11 protein-coding genes and 3 tRNA genes are annotated in these 12,217 nt (G+C 33.2%); 6 read left to right on the top strand and 8 right to left on the bottom strand.

Annotated features, from left to right (window positions below):
• Positions 1 to 151: 151 nt before the first annotated feature.
• Positions 152 to 2,686 carry a DNA gyrase subunit A gene (gene gyrA / locus RM519_RS03565; protein WP_311592166.1) on the top strand — a complete coding sequence of 845 codons (2,535 nt, stop codon included), beginning with the start codon at positions 152 to 154 and terminating at the stop codon, positions 2,684 to 2,686.
• Between the two features lie 18 nt (positions 2,687 to 2,704).
• Positions 2,705 to 3,955, top strand: a complete 1,251-nt coding sequence (locus RM519_RS03560) for a hypothetical protein (RefSeq protein ID WP_311592165.1) — start codon at positions 2,705 to 2,707, stop codon at positions 3,953 to 3,955.
• Between the two features lie 55 nt (positions 3,956 to 4,010).
• Here the strand turns inward: RM519_RS03560 and RM519_RS03555 are convergent, their stop codons facing one another.
• Positions 4,011 to 4,781: a C40 family peptidase gene (locus tag RM519_RS03555; RefSeq protein WP_311592164.1), complete on the bottom strand. Its 771-nt coding sequence runs from the start codon at positions 4,779 to 4,781 to the stop codon at positions 4,011 to 4,013.
• A 22-nt stretch (positions 4,782 to 4,803) separates the two neighbouring features.
• Positions 4,804 to 5,979: an acetyl-CoA C-acyltransferase gene (locus tag RM519_RS03550; protein ID WP_311592560.1), complete on the bottom strand. Its 1,176-nt coding sequence runs from the start codon at positions 5,977 to 5,979 to the stop codon at positions 4,804 to 4,806.
• Positions 5,980 to 6,095: 116 nt separating this feature from the next.
• Between RM519_RS03550 and RM519_RS03545 the strand changes: the two genes are divergently transcribed.
• From RM519_RS03545 to RM519_RS03530, 4 genes are all read left to right on the top strand, one after another.
• Positions 6,096 to 8,144 (top strand): HD family phosphohydrolase, encoded by a 2,049-nt coding sequence (locus tag RM519_RS03545; protein WP_311592163.1) that lies wholly within the window; start codon positions 6,096 to 6,098, stop codon positions 8,142 to 8,144.
• A 101-nt stretch (positions 8,145 to 8,245) separates the two neighbouring features.
• Positions 8,246 to 8,332: transfer RNA gene (locus tag RM519_RS03540), tRNA-Ser, on the top strand.
• Between the two features lie 35 nt (positions 8,333 to 8,367).
• Positions 8,368 to 8,442 (top strand) — tRNA-Pro (locus RM519_RS03535).
• Positions 8,443 to 8,486: 44 nt separating this feature from the next.
• Positions 8,487 to 8,560: transfer RNA gene (locus RM519_RS03530), tRNA-Arg, on the top strand.
• 36 nt (positions 8,561 to 8,596) lie between these two features.
• Here the strand turns inward: RM519_RS03530 and RM519_RS03525 are convergent.
• The 6 genes from RM519_RS03525 to RM519_RS03500 form a co-directional block, all read right to left on the bottom strand.
• Positions 8,597 to 9,031 (bottom strand): SRPBCC family protein, encoded by a 435-nt coding sequence (locus tag RM519_RS03525; protein WP_311592162.1) that lies wholly within the window; start codon positions 9,029 to 9,031, stop codon positions 8,597 to 8,599.
• An 11-nt stretch (positions 9,032 to 9,042) separates the two neighbouring features.
• Positions 9,043 to 9,444: a hypothetical protein gene (locus RM519_RS03520; protein WP_311592161.1), complete on the bottom strand. Its 402-nt coding sequence runs from the start codon at positions 9,442 to 9,444 to the stop codon at positions 9,043 to 9,045.
• A 7-nt stretch (positions 9,445 to 9,451) separates the two neighbouring features.
• On the bottom strand, positions 9,452 to 10,192 hold the full coding sequence (locus tag RM519_RS03515; protein ID WP_311592160.1) for a DUF1835 domain-containing protein: 741 nt from the start codon (positions 10,190 to 10,192) through the stop codon (positions 9,452 to 9,454).
• Positions 10,193 to 10,280: 88 nt separating this feature from the next.
• A complete protein-coding gene (locus RM519_RS03510) occupies positions 10,281 to 10,715 on the bottom strand; it encodes an FG-GAP repeat protein (RefSeq protein WP_311592158.1) in 435 nt (144 codons plus the stop codon).
• Positions 10,716 to 10,922: 207 nt separating this feature from the next.
• Entirely contained in the window at positions 10,923 to 11,450 is a 528-nt protein-coding gene (locus RM519_RS03505; RefSeq protein WP_311592157.1) for a KdsC family phosphatase, read from the bottom strand.
• Entirely contained in the window at positions 11,443 to 12,201 is a 759-nt protein-coding gene (locus RM519_RS03500) for a Rossmann-like and DUF2520 domain-containing protein (RefSeq protein WP_311592156.1), read from the bottom strand. Before RM519_RS03500 ends, RM519_RS03505 begins: the two co-directional genes overlap by 8 nt.
• Positions 12,202 to 12,217: the final 16 nt, after the last annotated feature.

The following is a 12,217-nucleotide window of genomic DNA, read 5'->3' as shown; positions in this document are numbered from 1 at the left end:
CCTTTGTAAATCAAGGGTGTAGGGTTGTTGATTTCTCCTGTCATATTGTTGATAACTATTCCTAAAAAGTGATTCAATTTTATTCGCTAAAAATGCTAAAAAGTGTATCTTGCTGTTCTGTAATTTTGAATTAAAAAACAAAACTTTATATATGACTGACGGAGAAAAACTGATACCGATTAATATAGAAGATGAAATGAAATCTGCTTACATCGATTATTCGATGTCTGTAATTGTTTCTAGAGCATTGCCGGATGTACGAGATGGACTTAAACCTGTTCATAGAAGAGTATTGTTTGGAATGCATGAACTGGGTATTAAAGCAACGGGATCATACAAAAAGTCTGCAAGAATTGTTGGAGAAGTTTTAGGAAAGTATCACCCACATGGTGATACCTCTGTATACGACTCAATGGTACGTATGGCTCAAAATTGGAGTGTTAGGTATATGATGGTAGATGGGCAAGGGAACTTTGGTTCTGTTGATGGAGATAGCCCGGCCGCAATGCGTTATACTGAGGTTAGAATGCAGAAAATATCTGAAGATATGTTGTCAGATATTGAAAAGGATACAGTAGATCAGCGTTTAAATTTTGATGATACATTATATGAGCCAACTGTACTTCCAACACGAATTCCGAATTTATTAGTAAATGGAGCATCTGGGATTGCTGTTGGTATGGCAACGAATATGGCACCTCATAATTTAACTGAAGTCATAAATGGAACAGTTGCTTACATAGATAATAATGCTATTGAGATTGATGAATTAATGCAGCATATCAAGGCGCCAGATTTCCCAACGGGAGGTATTATTTACGGATATGACGGTGTCAAAAGTGCATTTCATACTGGTCGAGGGCGTATTGTTATGCGTGCAAAGGCGACCATAGAGGAAGTTAAGGGGCGTGAATGTATTATCGTTACCGAAATTCCATTCCAAGTGAATAAAGCAGATATGATTAAGAAAACTGCGGACTTGGTTAATGAAAAGAAATTAGATGGTATAGCTAATATTCGCGATGAATCTGACCGTAAAGGAATGCGAATTGTTTATGTGTTAAAACGTGATGCGATTCCGAATGTAGTATTGAATAAATTATTCAAATATACCGCGTTACAAACCTCCTTTAGTGTAAACAATATTGCCTTAGTCAATGGTAGACCAGAGCAATTAAACTTAAAAGAATTAATTCATCATTTTGTTGAGCATAGACATGATGTAATTTTAAGAAGAACGCGTTTCGATCTTAAAAAAGCTGAAGCAAGAGCACATATTTTAGAAGGCTTAATCATTGCTTCAGATAATATTGATGAAGTAATTAAAATTATTAGAGCATCTTCGAATCCTGATGAGGCTAGAGCAAGTTTAATGGAGCGTTTTGAATTAACTGAAATTCAAGCCAAGGCCATAGTAGAAATGCGTTTGCGTCAATTAACTGGACTAGAGCAAAATAAGTTACGTGCTGAGTATGATGAAATAATGATTCGAATTGCAGATTTAAAAGATATTTTAGCAAACGAACCAAGACGCTACAATATTATTAAGGAAGAATTAATTGCAATTAGAGATAAGTATGGCGATGATAGGCGTTCAGAAATAGAGTATGCTGGAGGTGACTTGAGTATTGAAGATATGATTCCAGATTCTAAAGTTGTAGTTACTATTTCACATGCAGGTTATGTAAAGCGTACAAATTTAGATGAATATAAGGTGCAAAATAGAGGAGGACGAGGACAAAAAGGTGTGGCAACTAGAAATGAGGATTTCTTAGAACACCTATTTGTAGGAACGAATCACCAATATATGCTATTCTTTACGCAAAAAGGAAAAGTTTTCTGGATGCGTGTTTATGAAATTCCTGAAGGAGGTAAAACTTCTAAAGGAAGAGCAATTCAAAATCTTATAAACATTGAGCAAGATGATAAAGTTAAGGCGTTCTTAGTTACGAAAGACTTAAAGGATGAGGATTATATCAATAGTCATTTTGTTATTATGGCTACGAAAAATGGTCAGGTTAAAAAGACGTCTTTAGAGCAATATTCTAGACCAAGAACAAATGGTATTAATGCCATAACTATTAGAGATAATGATGAGTTGTTAGAAGCAAAATTAACAACTGGAGATAGTCAAGTTATGCTTGCTCTTAAATCAGGAAAATGTATCAGATTTGAGGAAAGTAAAACGAGACCAATGGGTAGAAATGCTTCTGGAGTTAGAGGAATTACGTTAAAAGATTCTAAAGACGAGGTGATTGGCATGATTGCTGTAAATGACGAAGAGAGCAATGTGTTAGTGGTTTCAGAAAATGGGTATGGAAAACGTTCTAGTCTAGATGATTATAGAATTACCAACCGTGGAGGTAAGGGTGTGAAAACCATTAATGTAACCGATAAAACGGGTGGATTAGTTGCGATTAAAAATGTGACAGATGACGATGATTTAATGATAATTAATAAATCTGGAATCACCATTAGAATGGCAGTCTCTGACTTACGTGTAATGGGAAGGGCAACACAAGGAGTAAAATTAATAAATATAAAAGATTCAGATTCTATCGCTGCGGTTGCAAAAGTAATGCACGAAGAAGATGAAGAAAATGAAGAAATAGTTGAAGGGGCCGAAGGAGAAATTTCTAAAGGAACGGATACTACTGAGAACAATTCAGAAGAAAATCAAGAATAAATTTAAACTACTATAATAATGAATACAAAGATCGCAACGTTGGCAGTATCGATGTTAATGACATTGTCAACAATAGCACAAAAGAATGAAATTAAGGCGGCAGAAAAAGCCTTAAAAAAGAAAGATTATGCAACAGCCTTAACAGAAATTTCTAAGGCAGATGGATTAATTTCGAATGCAGATGATAAGTCGAAAGCAAAGTACTATTACATAAAGGGAATGGCCTTATATGCAGAGGGTAGTGATACGGGAAATATTGATGATGTGATTACATCTTTTAATGCTTTAAAGGCTGCAGAAGAGGCAAGTGGTGTTTCTAAATATTCAATTGAGGTATCGGGAATAATTACTACAATTATCGAAAAAATTAATACAGAATCTTTTGCTGCGTATCAAGCTGGTTTGAATGGCGAGATGGACAAATACGGAGAAGCTGCTGTTGGGTATGATAAAATATATAGATTAATGCCTCAGGACACGTCATTTTTGTATAATGCTGCATTAGTCAATTCAGTAGGCAAAAATCATGAAATGGCGATTAGCCAATACCAAGAGTTATTAGATTTAGGATATACAGGAATTACAACAATCTATACTGCAAAAAGTACTGTAAACAATGAGGTTTTGAATTACAGTTCTTATGGAGATATGATGGGGCAAGTAAAATTAAAAATTGCTAAAGATCCTAAAACTGAGATAACGAAATCTAAGTATATGGATATGATTAAAGCAATCGGATCAAATTATTTGGCATTAGATAACAATGAAAAAGCTCTTGAATTTATTAGACAGGCTCGTGCTGAGAATCCAACAGATTATAATTTAATTATTGAAGAAGGTACGATCTACTTTAAAATGGGAGATAATCAGAAATACATGGAGAAATTGGAGGAAGCGGTGCAAATTAAGCCGGATGAGGCAGAATTACACTATGTAATTGGGACTATTATTTTAGAGTCTGAGGAGAATTTAGACAAGGCAAAGGAGCACTTAGAGAAGGCAATAGAATTAGATCCTAAACATTCAAATGCATATTTAAATATGGGCGCAGTATTTTTTAAAGAATTAAAGCCAATTGAGGATGAGATGAATGCCAATGCTACAAATTTTGCAAAATATGATAAAATTAAGGCTGAAAAATATGATCCAATATTAAAGAAAATGTTGCCATTTATAGAAAAAGCATATGGATTAAATCCATCAGATGATGTTAAAAATCAATTGAATAGTATTTACGAAACTCTTGGAATGGAAAAGAGAGCAGAGTAAGAAAATGTATTTAGAATTCAATTATAAAAAAATCCCGATTTTAATCGGGATTTTTTTATATCACTTTTTTAATAACGCGTAGTTTATGCGTGTGCCGTTTTGTATCGATATTATAAATTCCACTATGATCAATTCGATCTATTCTTACCTTTCCATGGGCATGAATAATATAGTTGTCTCTCATAATAAGACCTACATGAACTATATTTCCATCTCTATCATCAAAAAAGGCCAAATCACCAGGTTCACTTTCTTCAATAAAACTTAAAACTTCACCTTGTGTTGCTTGCTCTGCAGCTCCACGTAATAATTTATAACCACATAGTTTGTAAACCATTTGAGTAAGTCCAGAACAATCAATTCCAAATGGTGTTTTACCACCCCATAAATAGGGTGAGTTTAAGTACATAAATGCCAATTCTATAATTTTTGACTTATGCTTTATTCCAACGGTTACATCACCTTCAAAACTAAAGTCTGTAGTCCCAATTTTTAAAATATTTTTATTTAAATAAGGTAAAGAGGCCCCCAACGGAATTGGAGTCAAGTTTTGATCTGAATCTGAAATAAAATTTATGAGTTCATTAGAGGTTTTAATTTCTGAATTTGAGAGTTCGTCGTATTCTTCGTTAGTTATTTCTATGAATTGTTTATTATCTATCCATCCTTCAAACTTGTCAAAAGCAAGTCTAACCTTGCTCCAATGAGTCCTTCTTTCTAATACCTTAAAAAACTCACCAAACAAAACTTGAGATATTAGTTCGCTTTGATCACTAGGCTCCAAACGAAGTGAAACGATACTTAAATTACAAATTCCGTAAAGCATGAGGTTGTTTTAGTCTTTAATATTATAGGTTTTCGATGACCATTGCCGAAGCACCTCCGCCGCCGTTACATATTCCCGCTGCACCTAATACACCTTTGTTTTGTTTAAGAACAGAAATTAATGACATAATTATTCTAGAGCCTGACATTCCTAATGGATGACCAATAGAAACTGCTCCACCATTTACATTAACGGTTTCTGGCTTTATGTCTAAAAGTTTTATGTTTGCTAAACCTACAACTGAGAATGCTTCATTTAATTCGAAATAGTCAATTTTATCTAGCGTTAAATTTGCTTTATCTAAAGCTTTTGGGACAGCTTTTGCAGGCGCAGTTGTAAACCATTTTGGTTCATGTGATGCATCTGCATAAGAAACAATCTTTGCCAGTGGTTTTAAGTTTAATTCGTCTGCTTTTTCCTTACTCATAAGTAATAACGCTGCAGCTCCATCGTTTAGCGTGGATGCATTGGCTGCTGTAACAGTTCCATCTGCAGAAAACACAGGACGTAAATTAGGAATTTTATCCATCTTCACATTTTTGTATTCTTCGTCTTCTGAAAAAATAATTGGATCACCTTTTCGTTGAGGTATTTCAACAGGAACTACTTCGTTTTTAAATTTTGATTCTCCCCAAGCTTTTGCTGTTCTTTTGTAAGATTCAATGGCGAAATTATCTTGATCTTCTCTTGAAAACTGATGTTCAGTAGCGCATAAATCGGCACATGTTCCCATATGTTTTTGGTCGTAAACGTCAGTTAATCCATCAATTAATAACCCGTCTTCAGATTTGATAGTTCCTAACTTAACACCAGAACGTCCATTTAAGTAATGGGGAACTCTACTCATGCTCTCCATTCCTCCAGCAATCGCTACATCAGCATCTCCACATTGAATGGATTGTGCTGCCAACATTACAGATTTCATTCCTGAAGAACATACTTTATTTATGGTAGTACACGGAACTGTATCTGGAATTCCGGCAAATATGGCTGCTTGCTTAGCAGGAGCCTGTTTTAGTCCAGCAGAAATTACATTTCCCATAAATACTTCATCCACAAGGCTCGGATCTAAATTAATCTTTTCCAATGCACCTTTAATTGCAGTAGCCCCTAATTTTGGAGCAGGAATACTTGCTAATGATCCTAAGAAACTTCCAATAGGAGTCCTTGCCATCGAAACAATTACAACTTCTTTCAACATAGTTTTTGAGTTAATTTATGCTGCGAATTTAATCATTTTTGATGAGAATTATCTCCTTTTGAAACACTATAAATTCTCTATTGTTATCAGTTTTATTTTCCTATTTTTGAATCATGAAGAATTTCCTGAACAAAGTACTGCAGCAACATTCCTTAATTTACAAACTCATATTATATGTTTTGACCGTAGTACTAATTGTATTTCTTTTTCCGAAAGGAGGAAAGTTTAAATATGATTATTTTAAAGGAAAACCTTGGTTGTATGAAAATTATTACGCCCCATTTAATTTTGCCATTCAAAAATCTCAGGAAACGATTGATGCTGAAATTTTAGAAATAGAAAAGAATTCAACCTTGTATTTTAAGTTCGATGAAGCACTAGTACAAGATGTTCGTTCTAATTTTGATGAACGAATTCGACAAGAAAATTATACGTCAGAAATTGTTGAGGAAATATTACCAATCGGTCAAAAAATTATTTCTTCCATTTACGATTTTGGTTTTATTGACTCACAGTCAGAATCAAAATTAACAAGTGAGACATTAGAAATTACGTTGCGAAAAGGGAATTTGGCATTCAATATTCCTCCTGATAAGTTTATTACTTCTACAGAACTGCTGCAATTTATAAGTAGTAGCCTGGCCAATTCTGCCCCGGTAGAATTGCGTTCATCAATGTTAAATATTCTTTCAGAAGTTATTCGCGCTAACATCCATTTCGATGAAGAATTTACAGAGAAGGCAAAGGAAGAAAGGATTAAGAATTTATCATACACTACTGGTTTTGTTGCTGAAAGTGAGTTGGTTATACTAAAAGGTGATATTGTAGAGGGTAAGAAATTGGAGGCGCTGAACTCTATTCGAAGGGAATTAGAATCGCAAGTGTGGTCAGAGTCCAATTACAATTGGGTGGTATTCGGGTATTCGGTTTTAGTAGCATTAGCATTGTTAATGTTATTATTGTTTTTAAGAAAATATAGGAATGATATTTATGAGAATAGTACCAAAACGACGCTTATATTTCTCAATATAGCACTTATGGTGTTTTTGGTGACTGTAGTTGTAAAGATTGATGTTAAGTATGTATATGCCGTTCCTCTTTGTATTTTACCAATTATTTTAAAAGCTTTTTTTGATGCAAGGCTTGGACTGTTTGCGCATGTATTAACGGTTTTATTACTTGGGTTTATTGTGCCGAACAGTTTTGAGTTTATATTTCTTCAAATAATTGCGGGTATTGTCACTATTTTGACGGTTTCTGAATTGTATAGAAGAGTGAATTTATTTATTTCTATTGGCCAGATTACGATGATTTATATGATTGCTTATATCGCATTCACTATAATTCAAGAAGGGAATATTGAAGAGTTGAACTGGTTCTATTTTAGATTGTTTGCTTTTAACGGAGTATTGGCTTTTTTAGTTCCATTCCTTATATTTTTATATGAAAAGGTCTTTGGTTTGGTTTCCGATGTATCCTTATTAGAATTATCGAATACCAATTCTACTTTATTGCGCATGTTGGCAGAAAAAGCACCAGGAACTTTTCAGCATTCGATGCAAGTTGCAAATTTAGCAGAAGCAGCGGCCAATGAAATAGGTGCAAATGCAATGTTAGTTAGAACTGGGGCCTTGTATCATGACATTGGTAAAATGAATAACCCAATGTATTTTACCGAGAACCAATCTACGAATGTGAATCCACATTCGGATTTATCAAATGTCGACAGTGCAGGAATAATTATTAACCATGTTATTGAAGGTATTGAGTTGGCTAAAAAAAATCGTTTGCCAGATAGGATTATAGATTTTATTAGAACACATCATGGTACTAGTTTGGTGTATTATTTTTATATGCAAGAAAAGAATGAAAATCCAGAGCAAGTAGCAATTGAAAAGTTTAGATATCCGGGACCAAATCCTTTTTCAAAAGAAACGGCGATACTGATGATGTGTGACGCTGCAGAAGCGGCATCTAAGAGTTTAAAAGAACCAACTGCACAAGCCATTGATAATTTAATAGAAAAAATAATATCAAAGCAAATGGAAGATGGGCAATTTATGAATGCCGATATTACATTTAAAGATATTGTAGTTGTTAAAAAGGTATTAAAAAAGAAAGTTAAGAATATTTATCATGTAAGAATCGACTATCCAGAGTAATGACTAATTTTATTCTAAAATAATTAAAAAAATGTTGTGAAATAATAAGTATAATCTTACATTTGCACTCGCAAAAATAAGTTCATTGCAATAAAATTAATGGAGAGGTGCCAGAGTGGTCGATCGGGGCTCCCTGCTAAGGAGTTGTACCTTTACGGGTACCGGGGGTTCGAATCCCTTCCTCTCCGCATTATTTTTTATAATTCAGTTTAAAAACTGTTCTCGGGGTGTAGCGTAGCCCGGTTATCGCGCCTCGTTTGGGACGAGGAGGTCGCAGGTTCGAATCCTGCCACCCCGACAGAGAACTTATTTAAATGTACTTCGAATCGAAAGATTTGAAATGGTCGCGTAGCTCAGCTGGATAGAGCATCTGCCTTCTAAGCAGACGGTCAAAGGTTCGAATCCTTTCGCGATCACAAAAAGCCTTAACAATAATGTTGAGGCTTTTTTGTTTAGGTTCTTTCTTCAAAAGGAATAATGATCCCTTTCTCTACATAGTTTTTTAGTCCGTTTAAAAGCATAGCCCAGCAAAAAGAAGATGTTTTAAAGTGCGTGTTACATTTTGACCAATTTAAATGAGAGAATGACAATTGTGTCGAATTCCCATTTTTAATTAATTCAAAACCGAATGTTGTGTCTACCCAATCTGAATCAGCAGTGGTCATTTTAATAAAGAATTGCTTATTTTTTTCAATACTAACTACTTTTCCAAACCAGTTAAATTCTTCCGAAAAGTAAAAATTATAGGTATTATTTAATTCGGGGACACCTTGACATTTTAATGGCCACCAATACATAAGTTCATTAGGATTTGAAATCACATTGAAAACTTTATTTATGGTAGCATCCACAACTAAATCGTGATATATTGAATGTTTAGAACTCATGTTTTAAAGTTTTACTTCCATTGCTTCACATTTTCCTTGTTATAAATGACTTTTCTAAAGTCACCTGGTTTTTTATCATTTAACAATTTTAAAGCCCCTTTTTCCTTTATAAGTTCTTGAAAATGCGTTTCTCGTTTTTCATACTGTTGGTCATTTTCATAGGTAGTAACCAAAATAATATCAAAACCAGTCGAATCAGCAGTTGGAGATTCCATAACTTGATACGTTTGAATATATCCTTTTTTAACAGCCATTTCTCGTAGTACTTTCCAATTATTTTCATAATAGTAAATGAGTTCATCATAATTATTATCTACTATTTGTACAAAATCTATTGTACTAATTGTTTTATCCTTCTGACTAAAACTAGCCGTTGTTAAAATTGCAATAAAGCAAAACATTATAATTTTCATAATACATTTAGATATTTAAAATTTCGTTATAAATTCTCTTTACTTGAAGATCACCAAAGCCATAGTTTGGTTCTCTTTTACAGAACTCCTTAAACACACTAGAAAATTCTGTCGGATTTAAGTCATTCATTATATTAATTAAAGATGCTGCAGGTCTACCTTTAGATGATTTAGTAGGTAGCCTTTCTACATGTGCTATAACAGCATTTAGTATAAATGGAAATACTTGTTTTAATGTAGTGGCATGAGTTATTAGATTCTTAACTTTATTTTGTTTATAGGATGCCCATAATCCAACCAAGTCTTGGTTTAAGGAAATGCTTGTTTTGGTTTTTAACAATTCAATTAGTTCACCTGAATTATAACTTCCAAACCCAAATTGCGTATGCTTTTTTGGTCGGACTAAAAATGTTTCACAACCTTTATCTTTTAGTAAATACAGTATGAACCAGAAATTTACTTGGCAAAACAAATCATCTTCGAACCATAAATTTATTACGGAATTTTCTGGAATTGCATTGATTCTGTCAATTTCCTTAGCGGATTTGTTAAAGTAGTCATCTATTGAAATAGTTGGATAGTTTTTATTTAAAAATTTAGCCCGAAATTTATATAAATCTTCTAAACTGTTGCTGTCAACTGGACCGTCAACTAGGCATTCTCTAAAAACAATTCGTTCGCCTAAAATTTCTTGAGGAAACTGAGTCAGCAGTGCATCACCATTTAAAATATGAATATTTTGTTGCATGAATTTAGAAATTTCATTTAAATTCAAATTTAAGCATTGTTATTCATTTCTGAAGCAAAACAAAAAATAGAATAGTCTAATTAAATAACTAGTGGTCAATTGATATTGGAATTGCGGGTATTGTTACACCTTCAAATCTTCCTTTTAACAATGTAGCATTAAACTCATTTTGCTTGCCAGTAGGAGATGTACCTAGAACCGTAATTTTAGTTAAATCGCCACTCTGATTAATTGAAATCTCTTGTTTTCTCCCGATAGTAGGAAAAGAAAAAAGATATTCTGGTTTAGAGTAGCCAAAGCTGTTATTTTTAACCATATAGACTCTGCCTTGATTTTTTTTAACAAAAACGCCTGCAACAATAACATCTAAATCGCCGTCTTTGTCGAAGTCGATTTTAATCTCATCGATGGTTTCTTCATCTAAATGTTTAATTACTGGGACTTTTTGAGAGTATCCAATAGCAGTAAATGCTAAAATAAATGTGGGGATTATGAATTTTTTCAGGGTGACTTTGGAGTTCATTTAAAAAATTTTATAATCGTAAAAAATAAAAATGCCTTTAATAAATCTAACTAAAATTAGATTTAACAAGGCAATTTTTTTGAATCTCTCAAATGTAATAAAAAATAATTAAATTAAATTATTTCTTTTTTGAAAGAAGTGAAGTACAAGTAAGTTTTGTGTGCTGTAATATCTTCAATAAACTAAATTATTTAAAAATAAAACCAATTAATCATATTTTGCATCAAATTTATCATTCCATTTTCCCTGTACTTTTAAAACTTGCTGTACTACATCTCTAACGCAGCCAGATCCTCCTTTTTTATGTGATATGTATTGAGAGACCTGTTGTATTTCAGGAGCAGCATCTTTTGGACAACATGCAAGTCCCACCAGTGACATAACAGGATAATCAGGAATGTCATCACCCATATAAAGTACATTTTCTGATTTTAAATCATACATATCTTGTAGTTCTTGATATTGCTCAATTTTATTATGTGCACCTAAATAAATATCTGTAATACCCAATCCTTTTAATCGAGATCTAACGCCTTCACTGCTTCCTCCAGAAATAATACAAACACGCAATCCTGCATCAACAGCACATTTTAACGCGTAGCCATCTTTCACATTCATTTTTCTTATCAATTCACCGTTTTCAAAAACGTGAACACCACCATCGGTTAAAACGCCGTCAACGTCGAAAATTAATGTGTCTATTTGGGGTAATATTTCTTTATAACTCTTATCCATGATTTTTATAGGTGTTAATTATTGAGTTTGTTAAACTCATATATATTTTTTGTTGTGCTTCACTAAGCTGCCCTAGTTGCAAAGTTATCGTTTTTTGATCATTTCTTTTGGCAGGTCCAGTTTGTGAATCTAATGGAGGAATTCCCTTAATTTTGTTCAACGTCTCTTCCATAAGTGGGTGTAAAATTTCAAATGGAACTGTGTTTTCTTCACATATAGTATATCCAATATGATACAGATGATTTGCAAAGTTATTTACAAAAACAGCAGCTAGATGCATTTTTTTTCTTTGACAAGAATCTAAAATAAAAGAGTTATTCGAGATTTTTGATGCCAATTTTTCTAGTAAAATAAGATCGGAGTCGTTGTTGGCTTCGATACACAATGGGATGTTGCTAAAATCGATTGATTTATTCTTAGTGAAAGTTTGCAAAGGATAGAAGACACCTTTTCTATTGGAATTTAATATATTCATATCTACACTTCCTGAGGTGTGCACAACTAACTTGTTATCTATTTTGAGTGCTTTAGAAACAGTACTGATTTCATCGTCGGAAACGGCAATTATGTACACATCGGCTTCTAAAATTTCATCAAAACTGTTAGTAATAGGGCATTTAGATAAAAGATGTTCAATTTTTTCGATACTTCTGTTATAAACTTGTTTAAGGTTTATAGATGTATTCGAAAGTAGTACTTCGATTAAATGACTTCCTACATTTCCATATCCAATTACTATTATTTCAATCATAATGCGAAGATACTTA

Source organism: Urechidicola vernalis (assembly GCF_031846385.1).
Taxonomy (GTDB): Bacteria; Bacteroidota; Bacteroidia; order Flavobacteriales; family Flavobacteriaceae; genus Urechidicola; species Urechidicola vernalis.
Note: the sequence above shows the minus strand (reverse complement) of the source record. Positions and strands in the feature narration are given on the sequence as shown.

What these genes read in the sequence shown, in the direction of transcription:
- gyrA (WP_311592166.1), top strand. Translation starts at nt 152, where the DNA reads ATGACTGACGGAGAAAAACTGATACCGATTAATATAGAAGATGAAATG.
- RM519_RS03560 (WP_311592165.1), top strand. Translation starts at nt 2,705, where the DNA reads ATGAATACAAAGATCGCAACGTTGGCAGTATCGATGTTAATGACATTG.
- RM519_RS03555 (WP_311592164.1), bottom strand. Translation starts at nt 4,781, where the DNA reads ATGCTTTACGGAATTTGTAATTTAAGTATCGTTTCACTTCGTTTGGAG.
- RM519_RS03545 (WP_311592163.1), top strand. Translation starts at nt 6,096, where the DNA reads ATGAAGAATTTCCTGAACAAAGTACTGCAGCAACATTCCTTAATTTAC.
- RM519_RS03525 (WP_311592162.1), bottom strand. Translation starts at nt 9,031, where the DNA reads ATGAGTTCTAAACATTCAATATATCACGATTTAGTTGTGGATGCTACC.
- RM519_RS03520 (WP_311592161.1), bottom strand. Translation starts at nt 9,444, where the DNA reads ATGAAAATTATAATGTTTTGCTTTATTGCAATTTTAACAACGGCTAGT.
- RM519_RS03515 (WP_311592160.1), bottom strand. Translation starts at nt 10,192, where the DNA reads ATGCAACAAAATATTCATATTTTAAATGGTGATGCACTGCTGACTCAG.
- RM519_RS03510 (WP_311592158.1), bottom strand. Translation starts at nt 10,715, where the DNA reads ATGAACTCCAAAGTCACCCTGAAAAAATTCATAATCCCCACATTTATT.
- RM519_RS03505 (WP_311592157.1), bottom strand. Translation starts at nt 11,450, where the DNA reads ATGGATAAGAGTTATAAAGAAATATTACCCCAAATAGACACATTAATT.
- RM519_RS03500 (WP_311592156.1), bottom strand. Translation starts at nt 12,201, where the DNA reads ATGATTGAAATAATAGTAATTGGATATGGAAATGTAGGAAGTCATTTA.